The following is a 15357-nucleotide window of genomic DNA, read 5'->3' as shown; positions in this document are numbered from 1 at the left end:
CAGGAGGATCCGTATGTCTACCCAGCTGTCCCTGCACGCCGTCACCAAGTCCTACGACCACCGCACGGTGCTCGACCAGGTCACCTGCGCGTTCCCGCCAGGTCAGGTCAGCGGCCTGATCGGCGAGAACGGCTCCGGCAAGTCGACACTGCTGCGCGTCCTGGCCGGTCTCGAGCCGCCCACCGACGGCGCGGTGACCGCGGCCGGCAGCCTCGGCTATCTCGCGCAGGACAACCCGCTGCCGCTCGATCTCGACGTGAACGCGCTGGCCGACCACGCCCTCGCCGACCTGCGCCGGATCGAGTCCCGGATGCGCGAGCTCGAGGCGCTACTCACCGAGGGACGCGTCGACGTCCTCGACGAGTACGGCGAACTGCAGACCGTCTTCGAGATCCGCGAGGGGTACGACGCGGACGCGCGGTTCGCCCGCGCGACGTACGGGCTCGGGTTGAGCACGCTGCCCGGTGATCGGCGGCTGTCCGAACTGTCCGGTGGCGAGTTGGCGCGGTTGCACCTGGCCGCCGTACTGGCGTCCTCGCCGGAGATCCTGCTGCTCGACGAGCCGACGAACCATCTGGATGTGCGAGCGACGGTCTGGCTGGAGGATCACCTGCGCTCCCGGCGCGGTACGACGGTCGTGGTCTCGCATGATCGCGCGTTCCTGGAGCGCGTCGCGCCGACCCTGTTCGAGGTCGACGGCGACACCCACCGAGTCACGCGGTACGGGAGCGGCTACCAGGGCTACCTCGAAGAGAAAGCGGCCGAGCGGGCGCGGGCCGAGCAAACCCGGGCGCAGTGGGAGGACGACGTCGCCGAGCATCGGGTGCTGGTGCGGACGACTGCCGATCGGGTCGCGTACGGGCGACCGATGAAGGACAACAACAAGGTCGCGTACGACCGGAAGACCGGTCGCGTGAACGAGGCCGAACGCAGCAAGATCCGCAACGCGAAGGAACGGCTGCGCCGACTGGAGGAGAACCCGCCGCCGGTGCCCGCCAAACCACTGCGGTTCACCGCGGCGATCCGCACGGGCAGTGGATCGGGCGAGCTGGAGGCGGTGGGAGTCTCGGTGGCGGAGCGGCTGGCGCCGGTCTCGCTGGACGTGCCGGCTGGTGGCCGGGTGTTGATCACCGGCCCGAACGGGATCGGCAAGTCGACACTTCTCGAAGTACTCGCCGGGACGCTCACACCTGACTCCGGGTACGTCGGCCGTCGGGGCCGCATCGGCTACCTGCGACAGGAGGAGCACGAGCCGAACGCCGACGCCACGTTGCGGCAGGCACTCGCCCGTCATCCGGGTGCGGCTGGACTCGGCCTGTTCCGTGCCGACCAACTGCAAACGAAGGTCAGCGCGTTGTCGACCGGTCAGCGCCGCCGGTTGGCGTTGGCACGGTTGCTGACCACGCCCCACGACGTACTGCTGCTCGACGAGCCGACGAACCATCTGTCGCTCGTGCTGGTGGAGGAGCTGGAGGCGGCGCTCGACCGCTACGCCGGCGCGCTCGTCGTCGTCACGCACGACCGCCGCTTCATCTCCCGCTGGCGCGGCACCGTCATCGACCTGAAGGAGCACTACCTTGTCACGCACTGAATTCACCGACGGCGGTCCGTACGGCGTTGCGGTCGCAGGCGGTGAGGTGTGGACGACCCTGGTCCACACCGGCCGCGTCGCCACCGCCGCGGGCCGGGTCATCGACCTCGACGCGCCGGGCTCCCGGCCGAGCGTGATCGTCGAGGGGCCGGACCAGGCCGTCTGGTTCACCCGCAACGGCGACGACCGCATCGGCCGGATCGGGTACGACGGCGCGCTGTCGGCCGTGGAGATCGCCGGGGCGCCGTACGGGTTGTGCGTCGGTCCGGACGGTGCCCTCTGGTGCACGCTGATGAACGCCGACGCGATCGGCCGGGTCAGCGTCGACGGCGAGGTCCGCACGTATCCGATCGGTACGACGGGAGCGTTCCCCGCGATGATCACCACGTTCGGCGGAGACCTGTGGTTCACGCTCAACCAGGCGAACGCGATCGGCCGGATGACGGTGGACGGCGCGGTCACCACCCATCCGCTACCGACGTCTGTTGCGGGTCCGGTGGGCATCAGCGCGGGTCCTGATGCCGTCTGGTTCACCGAACTCCTCGCCGACCGGGTCGGGCGGATCACTGCCGACGGGACGATCGAGGAGTTCACGCTCCCCGAAGGCTCCAAGCCGCACGCCGTGGCCGCAACCACCGAAGGCGGCTGCTGGCTGACTCTCTGGGCGGCCGCGTCCCTCGTCCACGTCGATGCCCGAGGCAACGTCACCTCGGAGCACCCACTGGGCGAAGGCTCCGAGCCCCACGGCCTGTCCCTTGCCGAGGACAACGCGGTCTGGGTGGCGCTGGAGACGGGCTCCCTCGCCAGGGTCCAGCCGTAGCCGGACCTCCACCACTCACCAACCACCTCAACCGGCCGCGTCCCACGCTCAAGCTCGGCCGGACCGGCCTGCCGGGGCGCGGTTGGTGAGTGGTGGACGTCCGCCCACAGGGTGAGGAGGTTCACTCGGCCGAGGGAAGACGCTTGGCAGGCGGCGAGAGGACAGTGGAGCTGTGAGCACATCCGTGCAGGTCCGGGGTTCTGCGGCTCGCGTGCGTGACATCGTCGCGGTCGGGCGACCGGCCTTCTGGGTCGTCTCGATCGTGCCGTACTACACCGGCATCCTGCTCGCGACGCGTCGGCTGATCCCGCCCGTCGAGGAGTGGCCGCGCCTGATCGTCGGGGCGGTCGTGATGGGACCACTGGTCTGGCTCGCCGTTCTCGCGGTGAACGACGCGTACGACCTCCCGAGCGACCGCCTCAACCCGCGCAAGGCGAAGTCCCCACTCCTCGACGGCCGCATCACGCTCCGGGCGGCCAAGCGGCTCGCGTTCGCCGCAGCGGTCGCCGCGGTCGGGCTGTCTCTCCACGTCGGCATCGTCTTCGCGCTCGGCGTACTCCTGGCGGTCCTTCTCGGCTACGCCTACTCGGTTCCACCGGTCCGCCTCAAGACCCGCGCCGGCTTCGACGTCGCCGTCAACGCCCTCGCCCTCGGCGCCTTCGGCCCACTGGCCGGCTGGGCCGCGATCAACCCCGACCTCAGCGACTTCCCTTGGCTCATGGGCCTGCAAGGCACACTCGCCGCCGCTGCGCTCTACCTACCCACCACGATCGCCGACCTGGACGCCGACAAGACGGCCGGATACCACACCATCGCGGTCCGCTTCGGCGCGCGCACGACGTACCTGATCGGGTACGGCGCCTGGATCGCCGCCGCCGCGCTCTCGGTGATCCTGGCGGCCACCGGCACGATCATCCCGCGCAGCATGCTCCTGCTCGAGGTCGTGATGGTCCCGGTGCTGATCGCGGCATACGCCAAACTCATCGGGCCGCACCAGTCCTTCACAGGCATCATCACCCTCGCCGCGCTCTTCCTGTTCCCGTGCGGCACGTTCGCCCTCACCTACACCGGCGTGCTGTAGCACCGTCCGCGCATTACGGTCCTGACCGCTTTGTGGTGCGTGCACGTGCACGTGCACGCCGGGCAAAGATTTGATCACTGATCTTTACAGCGATGGAGCGTGCAGGAACCCTTAGGTCCCATGACTCTGACCCGCCCGGAGCTCGAGACCGACTACACCCTCAGCCGGTCCGATGTCGCGCACTTCGCCGAGCACGGTTTCGTGAAGCTGAAGAACGTGCTCAGCCCCGAGACGATCGCGGAGTACGAGCCGGAGATCACCGGCAAGGTGATCGAGCTGAACACCCAGCACCTGCCGCTGGCGGAGCGGGACACCTACGGGAAGGCGTTCCTGCAGGTGACGAACCTGTGGCAGGACAGCGAACGGGTACTGGAGTTCGTGTCGTCCCCGCGGCTCGCGCGGATCGCGGCGCAACTGCTCGGCGTGCAGTCGGTGCGGCTGTACCACGACCAGGCGCTGTACAAGGAGTCCGGTGGCGGGGTCACGCCGTGGCACGCGGACCAGTACTACTGGCCGTTCACGACCGACCGTTGCGTGACGATCTGGGTCCCGCTGCAGGAGACCCCGATGGAGATGGGCCCGCTGTCGTTCGCGGCCGGCAGTCACAGGTTCGAGCACGGTCGCGATCTGCCGATCAGCGACGAGTCGGAGCGGATCCTGCAGCAGTCGCTGGCCGAGCAGAACTTCACCGAGATCTCCGAACCGTTCGAGCTCGGCGAGGTCAGCTACCACCTGGGCTGGACGTTCCACCACGCGCCGGCGAACACGACCGGCATCCCGCGCCGGGTGATGACAGTGATCTACGTCGACGCATCGATGGAGATCTCCGAGCCGGTCAACGCCAACCAGGTCGCCGACCTGGCCAGCTGGATGCCCGGCAACCAACCCGGCGAGACCATCTCCTCGCCACTCAACCCGATCCTCTACTGACCGGCGCCGCCGCACGCGGCGCCGGTTCCGCGTGAACTCTGTACCTATTAGTATGTACGGCATGAGCCCCGCAGAGTCACCGATCAGCCGTGTCGTCGTGCTCGACCAGCACCTGCCGGAGCCCCTCCCGGTGCAGCGCGTCGAGGTACGCCGGATCACGATCGACCCACACACCGCCCTCGGGGCGCACGTTCACAACGGCCCCGTGTTCGGCAACATCCTGTCCGGCTCGGCCGTCTACCAGCAGGCCGCCGACGACGAGCCGCAGGTCCTGCACCCCGGCGACGTGTTCTACGAGCCCGCGGTCGACCGGATCTCCCGCTTCGACACCGAGGACGAGGGCGTCACGTTCCTCGCCTACTTCCCGCTCACGGCAGGCCAGGAAGCAACGCTCGACCTGATCTAGAGCGAGCGCTTCTGCGGGTAGATCGTCTCGCCGCGGGCGAGTTGCTCGACGTACTGCGTGATGCGCCGGGCGCGGGTCTCGGGCTTCTTCGCGTCGTTCACCCGGAACACGACGGCGAACCGGTTGGCGCTGGTCAGGATCTCGAACATCGCCTGCGCCTTCGGGTTCGCGGCCAGCGCCGCCGCGAGATCGTCCGGGACCTCCAGCGCGCGCGATCCGCCGTACGCCTTGTCCCAGCGTCCGTCGGACTTCGCCCGTTCGACCTCGGCCCGGCCCGGCGGCCGCATCCGGCCTTCGCGTTCCATCCGCGCGATCAGGTCCACGTTCCGCTGCGACCACATGCTCCGGGCCCGCCGCGGGGTGTACCGCTGGACGAACGTCGTCTCGTCCCGGCCGCGCCGCTGCCCGTCGATCCACCCGTGACACAACGCCTCTTCGAGCGCCTGGTCGTACGTCAGGCTCGTCGGTGTCGTCACGTTCTTCTTCGCGAGCACGAGCCAGACGCCGTCCGACGCTCCGTGATTCGCGCCGAGCCACTCCCGCCATTCCTCGGCATCCCCAACGACGAGTTCGGTGATCACGACGCGGCCTCCTGGTAACGGGCGGCCAGTTTGGCCGCGGCATCCTTCAACTCCTGCGGTCCGACGAACTCCAGATCGCACTCGAACATCCCGAACGTCGCCGCCAGCCCGGTCCACGACCACGCGGTCAGCACCAGCCGGCAACTCGTCGGCGACACCTCCTCGACGATCGCGCCGCGACCGGCGTACTTCGCGATCAGCGACGCCGGCGCCTGCAGGATCGCCTCACCCCGGAACGTGTTCTGGTCCTGCCCGCTGAACTTGCCCGAGATGTACGTCGTGACGTCCGGCGCCGGCAACTCGCGCGGGGTGAACCGCGGTCCGGTCGGGATCTTCGGCGTCATCCGGTCCACCCGGAACGTCCGCCAGTCCTTCCGATCGAGATCCCAGCCGACGAGGTACCAGCGCCCGCCCCACGTCACCAGATGATGCGGCTCCACCTTCCGCGGCGGCACCCACTCGTCCTCCCGCGCGCCGGGCGACGCGTAGTCGAAGCGCAGTACCTCCTGGGCCCGGACCGCCATCCCGACCGCGATCAGCTGCTCGGAGTCCACCGTCGTACGCCGGTTCGCGTACCGGTCGACAGTGGTCACCTGCAGGGCGTCGACGCGCTGCCGCAGCCGCGCCGGCATCACCTGACGGACGGTGGCCAGCGCCCGCAACGCGCCTTCCTCGATCCCGGTCACCGTGGTCGTCGCGGTCTGCAGCGCGACGGCGACCGCGATCGCCTGGTCGTCGTCGAACAGCAGCGGCGGCAGGTCGGCGCCGGCGTCCAGGCGGTAGCCACCGTCAGGCCCCTTGGTGGCGCGCACCGGGTAGCCCAGGTCGCGCAGCCGGTCGACGTCGCGCCGGACGGTCCGCGGGCTCACCTCGAGCCGTTCGGCGAGCAGGGCACCCGGCCAGTCACGCCGGGCCTGCAGCAGCGACAGCAGCGCGAGCAGTCGAGCAGAGGTTTCGGACATGACTTCAGATTGCCACGGGTAGCGGTCAGAACCTGTCCGCTTCCACTGGAAATGTCGGACCCAGAGACCGACCGAAGGAGACATCGTGATCAGCACCCGAGCGCTCACCAAGGACTTCGTGGTGAGCCGTACCGAGACCGTGCACGCCGTCCGCGGCATCAGCCTGGACGTCGACCCCGGCGAACTGGTCGCCGTGCTCGGCCCGAACGGAGCCGGCAAGACCACCACGCTGCGGATGCTCACCACCCTGCTCGCCCCGACCTCGGGCACCGCGACGGTCGCCGGGTACGACGTGACGCACCACCCCAGCCAGGTCCGCCGCCGGATCGGGTACGTCGGCCAGGGCAACGGCGCGGGCCACCACCAGCGGGTCGCCGACGAACTGGTCGGCCAGGGTGTCATCTACGGACTCGACCGGCGGCCCGCGAAGCTCCGCGCCGGCGAACTGCTCGAGGCGCTCGAACTGAAGGACCTGGCACAGCGCAAGGTGTCGGACCTGTCCGGCGGTCAGCGCCGCCGCCTCGACGTCGCGATGGGTCTGGTGCACGCGCCGTCACTCCTTTTCCTGGACGAGCCGTCGACCGGCCTCGACCCGCAGAATCGCGCGAACCTGTGGGATCACATCCTGCGGATGCGCGAGCAGTACTCGATGACGATCGTGCTCACCACGCACTACCTGGACGAGGCCGACTCGATGGCCGAGCGGGTGGTCGTGGTGGACCACGGCGAGGTGATCGCCGACGACACCGCGAACGCCCTGAAGGCGAAGCTGGCCGGCGACCGGCTCGCACTGACAGTTGCCCCAAGCAACCTCGAACGACTGGAAGCACTGGCCGCGGGATTGCCGGGCGTCCGCGAGATCGTTGCCGTTGGCGACGAGTTGAGCGTCCGGGTCGCCGACGGTCCGGCGACGCTCCCCCGGCTGATCGCCGCCGCGCAGCGGAACGACGTACCGATTGCCGCGGCGCAGGTGCACCGGCCGACGCTCGACGACGTGTTCCTCAACCTCACCGGCCGCAGCCTGCGTGAGGACAACAACGGAAAGGCCGCTTGAGATGACCACCCTGACCCTCGACCCCAGCCCTGTCCTGACGACCAGCCGGCCGTCCCGGAACCTGCTCCGCGACATCCGGATCGTGATGACCCGCGAACTGAAGCCGGTCCTGCGTGATCCGTTCAGCCTGCTGTTCGGCATGATCCAGCCGCTCGTCTTCCTCGCGTTGTTCGGCCCGCTGCTGTCCGGGTCGATGGGCGGAACCTTCGGCGACGGCGTCTGGCAGTGGTTCGTGCCGTCGATCCTGGTGATGACCACGCTGTTCGGTACGTCGACCACCGGCGCGAACCTGCTGTTCGAGTTCCAGACCGGTGCGCACGAACGGATGCTGGTCACGCCGCTGTCCCGCTCCTCACTGCTGATCGGACGCGCGTTGAAGGAGATGGTGCCGCTGTTCGGGCAGGCGGTGATCGTGATCGCGGTGATGACGCCGTTCGCGTTCGAGCTGCACGTCGGTGGCGCGCTGGTCGGCCTGGCGTTGCTCGCGGTGTTCGGCGTCGGCCTCGGGTCGTTCAGCTACGCGCTGGCGATCGCGGTCCGCAAGCAGGACTGGATGTTCTGGGTGGTGCAGCAGACGTTCCTGTTCCCGCTGATGATCCTGTCCGGGATGCTGCTTCCGCTCGAGACCGGTCCCGGCTGGATGCGCGCCGCGTCGAAGTTCAACCCGCTCTCGTACGTCGTGGACGCCGAGCGGACCCTGTTCTCGGGAGACGTGGTCTCGACCGCGGTGCTCTGGGGCTGGGTCGCGGCGATCGTCACCGCGGCACTCGGCCTGACCGTCGGCATCCGCGCGATGCTCCGCTCGGCCGGGTGACCCAATTGAGTCACTGGCCCCACTGCGCCGTACTCATGGAGGAATTTCACCTACGGTAGCGATCAGATCACCCACCGCCCCTAAGGAGATCTGATGAGGCCCCGCCCCGCCTTGTTCGCCGTACTGACATCTGTCGCCACCGCCGCGCTCGCTGCCTCGAGCGCGGTGGCGGCGCCGGTTCCGCCCACCGACAGCGCCGCCACGGTGGTGGCGGCGACGGACACCGACGGCGACTCGCTGCCCGACGCCTGGGAGACGAACGGGTACGACGCCAACGGTGACGGCGTCGTCGACGTGGACCTGCCCGCGATGGGCGCGAACCCGAAGAAGAAGGACCTGTTCGTCGAGATGGACTACATGTCCGGACGGCTCGCGACCACCGCGGCCCTCGACCGGATCGTCCAGGTGTTCGCGACCGCACCGGTCAGCAATCCCGACGGCAGCACCGGTGTCACCATCCACCTCGACGCCGGCTCCGCCCGCGGCACGAAGTACGACCTCGGTGGTGGCAACGAGGTCACCTACGACGCCGACCTGAACCCGTCGGCGACGCAGACCAACGCGATCAAGGCGGCCAACTTCGCGGCGGCCCGCAAGGCGGTCTTCCACTACATGATCTGGGGTGACAGCTACGACGGCGGCTGCAGCAGCGGCCAGGCGTTCAACATCCCCAACGACACGTTCATCGTGACGGTCGGACCGAAGTGCAACTGGAACGCGACCGACGACACGAACGTCGGCACGTTCGTCCACGAGCTCGGGCACAACATCGGCCTGAAGCACGGCGGCACCGACAACCTGAACTACAAGCCGAACTACCTGAGCGTGATGAACTACTCGTTCCAGCTCGGCGGTGTACTCAAGGCCGACGGCACCAAGTACTGGGGCTACTCGAACGTCCAGCCGACCTCGATCAACGAGGCCCGGCCCGACGAGACGGTCGGCCTCGGCAGCCTGGGCGCCGGGTACAAGACCAGTTGGAAGTGCCCGAACGGCACCACCCGGACGACGGCCGGCGCGGCGAACCAGCCGATCGACTGGAACTGCGACGGCGACACCACCGACACCACGACGGCCGCCGACATCAACGGCGACAAGACCACGTCGATCCTGATCGCGCAGAACAACTGGGCGAACATCGTCTTCGGTGGCGGCGCCGTCGGCGGGGGGACGACGCTTCGCACCAAGACGCCCGCCGCGGAGCTGAAAGAGCTGACCCACGACGAGTGGACGGCGATGCAGCACTGACAGGCGGACCGCCAGCACTCATCAATCGCGCGTCCCGCGCAGCCGTGAGCGTGAATCCCAGCGTCCGGTGTCAGTTGTTGAGTGCTGGCGGTCCGCCCCAGACTCCGGTCGTCGCGGTTTCGCGGGCCCAGTCGGTGAAGTCGCGGGCCGGGCGACCGAGCACCTTCTGCACACCGTCCGAGACGTACTCCGAGCGGTGGTTGCGGATCACCGCGAACAGGTCGCGGACCGCGTCGGCGTCCTCCCGAGTGAGACCTTGCTCGACCAGTTCGGCAACGTGGGCTTCCGGGTCCAGGTCGACGTAGGAGATCGGGCGGCCGGTGGCCTTGGTGAGTTCGTCGGCGATCTCGGGCATCGTGAGCGTTCGCGGGCCGGAGATCGCGAGGGTTTCACCGGCGTACGACTCGTCGAGCAGCGCCACGGTCATCACGTCGCCGACGTCGTTCCTGTCGATCCACGCCTCGGCGCCGGTGCCCGCGGACAGCCGGATCTCGCCCGCCAGCACGTGGTACCGCAAGAAGTCCTCACTGAACCCCTGCGCGAACCAGGCCGGCTGCACGATCGTCCACTCCAGATCGCTCGCCCTGACCACGCTCTCGAGTTCGAGCGAACCGTCATAGACGGCGACGTCGCGGCCCGGGCTGCCGACGCCGCGCCCGGACAGCAGCACCAGGCGCCGCAACCCCTTCGCCTGCTGGACGAACTTGCCGGCCCGGGCCAGCCCGGTCGGTCCGACCGGAGGCGCGAGGTACGCCGTGTCCGCGCCGCGGACCGCGTCCGCCCAGGTGCTCTCGTCGTACCAGTCGAACGGCTGCTCGCTGGACCGGGAGGCGAGCCGGTACGGGACGCCCCGCGCATCGAGCTGGGCCGCGACGCGACGGCCGGTCTTGCCTTTGCCACTGAGGATCAGAATCGGTGTCATGGCTCCAGTCCACCGGCTCGAGGTGAGACAAACCATGGTCGTACGCCGCAATTTGATGTCCGGAACGCTCAACCTGTCGTAGGGTCGGCGCATGGACGTTCTCGACGAACTGCTCACCGGGACCCGCGCCCAGGACGGGGTGTTCAACCTGACCATCCTGGATCTGCCGTGGGCGCTGGAGATCCGGGACGAGGCACCGCTCGCGCTCGCGACCCTGGTCCGCGGTTCCGGCTGGGTGGCCCGCGCCGGCGTCGAGCCGCTGCGGATGGAGGAGGGCGACGTCGCGATCTTCACCGGCCCGGAGCCGTACGTCGTCGGCGACAGCCCGCGGACCGCTCCGCAACTCCGGATCCATCCCGGCGGCCGCTGCGAACCGTTGCCCGGGGCACCGGTCGACTACTCCGCACGTCTCGGCGTGCGGACCTACGGGAGCCGCAAGACCGGCGAGGTGATGGTTGCCAGCGGCACCTATCAGGTGGCGGGTGATGTCAGTCGGCGCCTGGTCACCGCGTTGCCGCCGGTGCTCGTCGTACCGGCCGAGGAGGTTGCCGGGTCGGTGATGGAGATGATCACCAGCGAGATCCAGCGGGACGCGCCCGGGCAGCAGAGCGTGCTGGACAGGTGGCTCGATCTGGCCCTGATCACCACACTGCGCGCCTGGTTCGCGCGGCCGGAGTCGCACGCGCCGGGCTGGTACCAGGCACAGACGGACCCGGTCGCCGGGTCCGCGTTGCGGTTGCTGCACGAGGATCCGGCGTACCCGTGGAACGTCACCGAGCTCGCGGATCGGGTCGGGGTGTCGCGGGCCTCGCTGGCCCGGCGGTTCACGGCGGTCGTCGGCGAGGCGCCGATGAGCTACCTCACCGGCTGGCGGATCACGCTCGCCGCCGATCAGCTGCGGTCGACCCGGGACACGGTCGAGACGATCGCCCGCCGGGTCGGGTACGCGAACGCCTTCGCATTGAGCGTTGCGTTCAAGCGGGTCCGTGGTGTCACGCCTACGGACCATCGCCGGGCGGCGTGAAAGCTTAAAGTCCGAGGTTCAACGATACGATTGAGGCTCATGGAAATCGCTCTGAGTCTCGACGAACTGCGGGCGCTGAGCCTGTGGACAGCGGAGTGCGCGGAACAGGTCCTGCCGTTGTTCGAAGCGGTCGCTCCGGACGACCGGCGGCCGCGCGACGCGATCGAGGTGGTCCGCGAGTTCGGTGCCGGCGGCAAGCGCACCAAGGCGATCCGGACTGCCGCGTGGGCGGCCTTGAAGGCCGCGGGCGAGGTGGACGATCCGGCGGCGGAGGCAGCTGCTCGGTCCGCATTGGGCGCGGCCGGGTCGGCGTACCTGCATCCGTTGGCGAACCCAACGCAGGTGAAGCATGTGGTCGCGTCCGCGCAGTACGCCGCCTACGCCCGCGAGCTCGCGGGCGGCGACCCGATGGCGATGATCCGGTGGGCCGTCGAGCGCGCGCCGAACGTGGTTCGCGACGTACTACAGCGCTACCCGCAAGGAACGCCCGGCCGCAGCCGCCTGGGCGAACTGCATCAACTGATCGAAGCCGAGCTCAGGCGACCGTCGACTTCATGAACGCGAGCGCCTGCGGCCAAGCCAGCCGGAACGCGTCCGCGTTCACGTCCTTGTCGTGCCGCGACTTGTCCGAGAACCCGTGGTCCGCCCCCGGGAAGTACTGCGTGAAGGTTGCCCCGGCCGTCCGCGCCTGCAACACGGTCTGCAAGGTCTCGAAGTCGGCATTCGGTACGGCGGCATCCGCGCTCGGGTAGCTCACCAGCACCGGCGCCGTGATGCCGGCCGCCTCGGCAATCGCGTCGTACGTGTGATGCGGCGGCCGCTGCGACGGCACTGTCGGGTGGAACGCGACAACGTTCGACACCCGGTGATCCCGCGCCCCGAGCAGGAACGCGAACCGGCCGCCGAGACACCACCCGATCACACCGACCTTCGTGCAACCGAGCTCACCGGTCAGGTAGTCGAGCAACTCCCGCTGCTCCTCCAGCGCGGTGTCGTCGTCCATCTCCCGCAACAGCCCGCTGAGCTCTTCCCGGCTGGTGTTGTCCGTGCTCCGCCCCTTGAACGGATCCCACACCAGCGCGGTGATCCCTTCGCCGGCGAGCTCGTCGGCCCACTCCCGGATCTGCTCGCCGATCCCGGTGATCATCGGCAGCAACAGCATCCCGGCATGCCCCACCCGCGCGAGATAAGCGTCCTGCTCCCCAACCGTCACAGTCACACCCATGCCGGCATCTTAGGCTCAGCTGACGCCGACGGTTTGGTGGTCCACCTCGATGACGCCGACGACGCGGGCCAGGTCGCGGCCGTACGGCCGGCCGATGTACTTCATCGCGATCTGGTCGACGAGCTCCCAGCCCTTGTCGCCGTCGATCCACTCGACGACGCGGCCGCGGACGATGACCGGCTCGTACGGGTTGTCCACCGGCGCGAGCGACAGTGCGACCCGCGGATCACGCCGCAGGTTGCGGGCCTTCTGCGAGGTCGGGCCGGTCAGGAAGATGATCTTGTCGTCCAGCGTCGCGACCCACAGCGGGATCGAGTGCGGCGAACCATCCGGCAGGACGGTGGCCAGGTGGGCGATGGAGTTGCTCTCGACGGCGTTGCGTACGGCGGTCTTCAACATGGTCAGGCTCCTTCAGCGGACAATTTCGTAGTGGAGGTGGGTCACGCCGGGCGCGGGCACGGCTTCGATCAGGTTCAGGCGGACGTGCTCGGGCAGCTCTTGGAAGAACGGCCGGCCACCACCAAGCAACACCGGCACCTGGTGCAGGATCAACTCGTCGACGAGCCCGGCCTGCAGCGCGGCCGTCACGACGCCGCCACCCATCAGCGCGACGTCCTTCCCCTCGGCCAGTTTCCGGGCGACCGCGATCGCGTCCTCGATCGTGTGCGCGAGCGTCTGCTGCTCGCTGATCTCCGCGACCGGGCCGTGGCTCAGCACGACCGGCTTCGCCTTCGCGTGCGGGCTGCCGCCGCCGAAGTGACCCGAGTCGTCGTACGTCTTGTGGCCGATCACGATCGCGCCCGCCCGGCTCGCCGCGGCGTCGAACACGCGGGCGCTCGGCTCGCTGAGCTTGAAGCCGTCCAGCGCCCGGCTCGGGGTGTCACCGTCGAAGTACCAGTCGAACAGCATCGGTGCGTCACCCAGCCCACGGTCCGGGCCGGAGTCGCGCCCGCTGATGTACCCGTCGACCGAGACCGCCAGAGCGCTGAAGACCTTGCTCATCGTTCCGCCTTCCCTTCGGAGTTCCTTGAGGGAACGCTAACACATTAGAGTTCCCTGAGGGAACCCCAATTGCTATCCTGGTGTCATGCAGCGAACGGACTTCAGTGAGATGGCGTGCTCGATCGCCCGCACGCTCGACGTGATCGGCGAGCCGTGGTCACCGCTCATCCTGCGCGACATCTGGGTCGGCCTGTCCCGGTTCGAGCAGATCCAGGCGGACCTCGGGATCTCCCGCAAGGTGCTCACCGAGCGGCTGAACCATCTCGTCGACCGCGGCGTGGTGGAGCGCCGGCCGTACGACCAACGGCCGCGGTACGAGTACGTGCTGACCGAGAAGGGCCGCGAGTTGACCGACGTACTGATGGTGATGGTTGCCTGGGGCGACAAATGGCTGGCCGGCCCGGCAGGCCCGCCGGTCCTCTACCGGCATCACGCCTGCGGCGAGATCAGTCATGTCGACCTGTCCTGTGCGCACTGCGGAAAGCCCATGCACTCCGAGGACATCGACGTCCTCCCCGGCCCCGGATCAGCCCCCACCACCCCCACCACCACCTAGCCCGCACCATCCGACACCCCGGCATCCAACGCCGCTGTCGTCCGGCACCTCGGCATCCGGCACCCCGGCGAACCATTTGAGGGGTGACCCCCGGCCTTGCCCGTTCGCCCCCGGCACACGAGGGGCGAAGGGGCCGTTGCGAGGGTTAACGGTTGACTTCGTAGAGGCCGGCTGCGGAGGCAGGGGTGGTGGTGCAATGTCGGCAGCAGCTCGACAGGAGGTCTTCGCTTGTCGAGTCGGGGGCAGGCGCGGATGTGCCGACGATCACCGGTAGTGGACGTGTACGTACTGTCGAGATGCCGAGGTTGTCGTCTACGGGCAATACCGGCTGAAGACGTCGAGGTTCGCGTCGACGCGGCGGATCCGGCCGAAGCCCCAGGTGTCGACGCCCGGGCGGTCGACGTCGCGCAGCACCCGGGCCGCCATGTCCCGGAGACCGCGGGCGAGCAGCGCGAACTCGACGTGATCGAGGTCCAGGTCGCGGGCGCCGTACTCCTCGAGGAACTCCGCCAGGTGATCGCCCTCGGCAGCCACCCAGATGTCGAACTCGCGGGGACCGATGACGGCGTTCTCCCAGTCGAGGATCGCGGCCATCTCCCCCGCGTCGTCGAGCAGCATGTTGAAGCCGTGGAAGTCCGTGTGGCACAGCACGCTTCGCACCGGCACGAGCCGCCCGCGGACGTCACCCAGGCGCGCGATCGCCGCGGCGACCTCGTCCGCCCGGTCCGCGATCCACGGATGCCCGAGGTTCTGTCCCAGCACCTCGATCCACGGTTCGCTCGTGTCCGCGGCCGGCAGGTCGAGCGTCAGCGGTACGTCGTGCACCTGCCGCAACGCCCGCGCCGCGACCCGCCAGTCGTCCCACGTCGCCGTACGACCCTCGACGTACGGAAAGACGGCGTACGCACGGTCGCCGGCCGTCGCCGACAGTTCGCCCCGCAGCGTCCGCACCGGCTCGATCACCGGCAGCCCGAGCGCTCGCAGCTCGGCCAACTGCTCCAGCCCGACCGGGCGCTCGCCGGCTTTCCAGCGCTTCACGAACCAGCGCCCGTCCGCCACCCAGCCCTCGGTGGCGAACCCACCCGGGTGTGGTTCCAGCTCGGCGACGGTCAGGCCGTAGTCCCTTGGCAGATCCACACCC

General features: G+C 69.0%; 18 protein-coding genes. 11 read left to right on the top strand and 7 right to left on the bottom strand.

Annotated elements, in window-relative coordinates:
• Nucleotides 1-13 precede the first annotated feature (13 nt).
• The 5 genes from ACFYRH_RS06095 to ACFYRH_RS06075 all read left to right on the top strand — a co-directional run bounded on the left by ACFYRH_RS06095 (nt 14) and on the right by ACFYRH_RS06075 (nt 4828).
• Nucleotides 14-1591 (top strand): ABC-F family ATP-binding cassette domain-containing protein, encoded by a 1578-nt coding sequence (locus ACFYRH_RS06095; protein ID WP_387768860.1) that lies wholly within the window; start codon nt 14-16, stop codon nt 1589-1591.
• Nucleotides 1578-2411, top strand: coding sequence for a virginiamycin B lyase (locus ACFYRH_RS06090; protein WP_387768857.1), 834 nt, complete (start codon nt 1578-1580; stop codon nt 2409-2411). Before ACFYRH_RS06095 ends, ACFYRH_RS06090 begins: the two co-directional genes overlap by 14 nt.
• 172 nt (nt 2412-2583) lie before the next feature.
• Complete coding sequence (locus tag ACFYRH_RS06085; protein WP_387768855.1) at nt 2584-3492, top strand: UbiA prenyltransferase family protein; 909 nt, start codon at nt 2584-2586, stop codon at nt 3490-3492.
• A gap of 120 nt (nt 3493-3612) precedes the next feature.
• Nucleotides 3613-4422: a phytanoyl-CoA dioxygenase family protein gene (locus ACFYRH_RS06080; RefSeq protein ID WP_387768852.1), complete on the top strand. Its 810-nt coding sequence runs from the start codon at nt 3613-3615 to the stop codon at nt 4420-4422.
• A 61-nt stretch (nt 4423-4483) separates the two neighbouring features.
• The gene (locus ACFYRH_RS06075; RefSeq protein ID WP_387768849.1) at nt 4484-4828 is read left to right on the top strand and encodes a cupin domain-containing protein; all 345 of its coding nucleotides are present in this window, start codon (nt 4484-4486) and stop codon (nt 4826-4828) included.
• Here the strand turns inward: ACFYRH_RS06075 and ACFYRH_RS06070 are convergent.
• Together ACFYRH_RS06070 and ACFYRH_RS06065 are read right to left on the bottom strand one after the other, a co-directional pair.
• Nucleotides 4825-5409 (bottom strand): YdeI family protein, encoded by a 585-nt coding sequence (locus ACFYRH_RS06070; RefSeq protein ID WP_387768846.1) that lies wholly within the window; start codon nt 5407-5409, stop codon nt 4825-4827. The genes ACFYRH_RS06075 and ACFYRH_RS06070 overlap by 4 nt on opposite strands.
• Nucleotides 5406-6371: a helix-turn-helix transcriptional regulator gene (locus ACFYRH_RS06065; RefSeq protein ID WP_387768843.1), complete on the bottom strand. Its 966-nt coding sequence runs from the start codon at nt 6369-6371 to the stop codon at nt 5406-5408. The genes ACFYRH_RS06070 and ACFYRH_RS06065 overlap by 4 nt, the downstream gene beginning before the upstream one ends.
• Nucleotides 6372-6456: 85 nt before the next feature.
• On the opposite strand from ACFYRH_RS06065, the gene ACFYRH_RS06060 reads away from it, so the two are divergent.
• From ACFYRH_RS06060 to ACFYRH_RS06050, 3 genes are all read left to right on the top strand, one after another.
• Nucleotides 6457-7425: an ATP-binding cassette domain-containing protein gene (locus ACFYRH_RS06060; protein WP_387768840.1), complete on the top strand. Its 969-nt coding sequence runs from the start codon at nt 6457-6459 to the stop codon at nt 7423-7425.
• A gap of 1 nt (nt 7426) precedes the next feature.
• Nucleotides 7427-8239 (top strand): ABC transporter permease, encoded by an 813-nt coding sequence (locus ACFYRH_RS06055; protein WP_387768837.1) that lies wholly within the window; start codon nt 7427-7429, stop codon nt 8237-8239.
• Nucleotides 8240-8332: 93 nt separating this feature from the next.
• Nucleotides 8333-9487, top strand: coding sequence for a hypothetical protein (locus ACFYRH_RS06050; RefSeq protein WP_387768834.1), 1155 nt, complete (start codon nt 8333-8335; stop codon nt 9485-9487).
• Nucleotides 9488-9557: 70 nt separating this feature from the next.
• On the opposite strand, the gene ACFYRH_RS06045 is transcribed toward ACFYRH_RS06050, so the two are convergent.
• A complete protein-coding gene (locus ACFYRH_RS06045) occupies nt 9558-10409 on the bottom strand; it encodes an NAD(P)H-binding protein (RefSeq protein ID WP_387768831.1) in 852 nt (283 codons plus the stop codon).
• Between the two features lie 91 nt (nt 10410-10500).
• Between ACFYRH_RS06045 and ACFYRH_RS06040 the strand changes: the two genes are divergently transcribed.
• A complete protein-coding gene (locus tag ACFYRH_RS06040) occupies nt 10501-11433 on the top strand; it encodes an AraC family transcriptional regulator (protein WP_387768828.1) in 933 nt (310 codons plus the stop codon).
• 39 nt (nt 11434-11472) lie between these two features.
• Nucleotides 11473-11991, top strand: coding sequence for a putative immunity protein (locus ACFYRH_RS06035; RefSeq protein WP_387768826.1), 519 nt, complete (start codon nt 11473-11475; stop codon nt 11989-11991).
• Here ACFYRH_RS06035 and ACFYRH_RS06030 read toward each other — a convergent pair.
• From ACFYRH_RS06030 to ACFYRH_RS06020, 3 genes are read right to left on the bottom strand one after another with little or no spacing between them, the layout of a single operon-like run.
• Nucleotides 11969-12658: a dienelactone hydrolase family protein gene (locus ACFYRH_RS06030; protein ID WP_387768823.1), complete on the bottom strand. Its 690-nt coding sequence runs from the start codon at nt 12656-12658 to the stop codon at nt 11969-11971. The genes ACFYRH_RS06035 and ACFYRH_RS06030 overlap by 23 nt on opposite strands.
• A gap of 15 nt (nt 12659-12673) precedes the next feature.
• A complete protein-coding gene (locus tag ACFYRH_RS06025) occupies nt 12674-13057 on the bottom strand; it encodes a TIGR03618 family F420-dependent PPOX class oxidoreductase (RefSeq protein WP_387768820.1) in 384 nt (127 codons plus the stop codon).
• A 12-nt stretch (nt 13058-13069) separates the two neighbouring features.
• Nucleotides 13070-13660 carry a dihydrofolate reductase family protein gene (locus ACFYRH_RS06020; protein ID WP_387768817.1) on the bottom strand — a complete coding sequence of 197 codons (591 nt, stop codon included), beginning with the start codon at nt 13658-13660 and terminating at the stop codon, nt 13070-13072.
• An 85-nt stretch (nt 13661-13745) separates the two neighbouring features.
• On the opposite strand from ACFYRH_RS06020, the gene ACFYRH_RS06015 reads away from it, so the two are divergent.
• Nucleotides 13746-14216, top strand: a complete 471-nt coding sequence (locus tag ACFYRH_RS06015) for a winged helix-turn-helix transcriptional regulator (RefSeq protein ID WP_387768814.1) — start codon at nt 13746-13748, stop codon at nt 14214-14216.
• Nucleotides 14217-14528: 312 nt separating this feature from the next.
• On the opposite strand, the gene ACFYRH_RS06010 is transcribed toward ACFYRH_RS06015, so the two are convergent.
• Nucleotides 14529-15353 carry a phosphotransferase enzyme family protein gene (locus ACFYRH_RS06010; RefSeq protein WP_387768811.1) on the bottom strand — a complete coding sequence of 275 codons (825 nt, stop codon included), beginning with the start codon at nt 15351-15353 and terminating at the stop codon, nt 14529-14531.
• Nucleotides 15354-15357: the final 4 nt, after the last annotated feature.

This window comes from Kribbella sp. NPDC004875 (assembly GCF_042873375.1).
Lineage (GTDB): Bacteria > Actinomycetota > Actinomycetes > Propionibacteriales > Kribbellaceae > Kribbella.
Note: the sequence above shows the minus strand (reverse complement) of the source record. Positions and strands in the feature narration are given on the sequence as shown.

Excerpts from the sequence above, each read along its gene's own strand:
- ACFYRH_RS06065 (WP_387768843.1), bottom strand. The coding sequence starts at position 6,371 with ATGTCCGAAACCTCTGCTCGACTGCTCGCGCTGCTGTCGCTGCTGCAG.
- ACFYRH_RS06055 (WP_387768837.1), top strand. The coding sequence starts at position 7,427 with ATGACCACCCTGACCCTCGACCCCAGCCCTGTCCTGACGACCAGCCGG.
- ACFYRH_RS06050 (WP_387768834.1), top strand. The coding sequence starts at position 8,333 with ATGAGGCCCCGCCCCGCCTTGTTCGCCGTACTGACATCTGTCGCCACC.
- ACFYRH_RS06045 (WP_387768831.1), bottom strand. The coding sequence starts at position 10,409 with ATGACACCGATTCTGATCCTCAGTGGCAAAGGCAAGACCGGCCGTCGC.
- ACFYRH_RS06035 (WP_387768826.1), top strand. The coding sequence starts at position 11,473 with ATGGAAATCGCTCTGAGTCTCGACGAACTGCGGGCGCTGAGCCTGTGG.
- ACFYRH_RS06015 (WP_387768814.1), top strand. The coding sequence starts at position 13,746 with ATGCAGCGAACGGACTTCAGTGAGATGGCGTGCTCGATCGCCCGCACG.
- ACFYRH_RS06025 (WP_387768820.1), bottom strand. The coding sequence starts at position 13,057 with ATGTTGAAGACCGCCGTACGCAACGCCGTCGAGAGCAACTCCATCGCC.
- ACFYRH_RS06040 (WP_387768828.1), top strand. The coding sequence starts at position 10,501 with ATGGACGTTCTCGACGAACTGCTCACCGGGACCCGCGCCCAGGACGGG.
- ACFYRH_RS06030 (WP_387768823.1), bottom strand. The coding sequence starts at position 12,658 with ATGGGTGTGACTGTGACGGTTGGGGAGCAGGACGCTTATCTCGCGCGG.
- ACFYRH_RS06075 (WP_387768849.1), top strand. The coding sequence starts at position 4,484 with ATGAGCCCCGCAGAGTCACCGATCAGCCGTGTCGTCGTGCTCGACCAG.
- ACFYRH_RS06095 (WP_387768860.1), top strand. The coding sequence starts at position 14 with ATGTCTACCCAGCTGTCCCTGCACGCCGTCACCAAGTCCTACGACCAC.
- ACFYRH_RS06020 (WP_387768817.1), bottom strand. The coding sequence starts at position 13,660 with ATGAGCAAGGTCTTCAGCGCTCTGGCGGTCTCGGTCGACGGGTACATC.
- ACFYRH_RS06080 (WP_387768852.1), top strand. The coding sequence starts at position 3,613 with ATGACTCTGACCCGCCCGGAGCTCGAGACCGACTACACCCTCAGCCGG.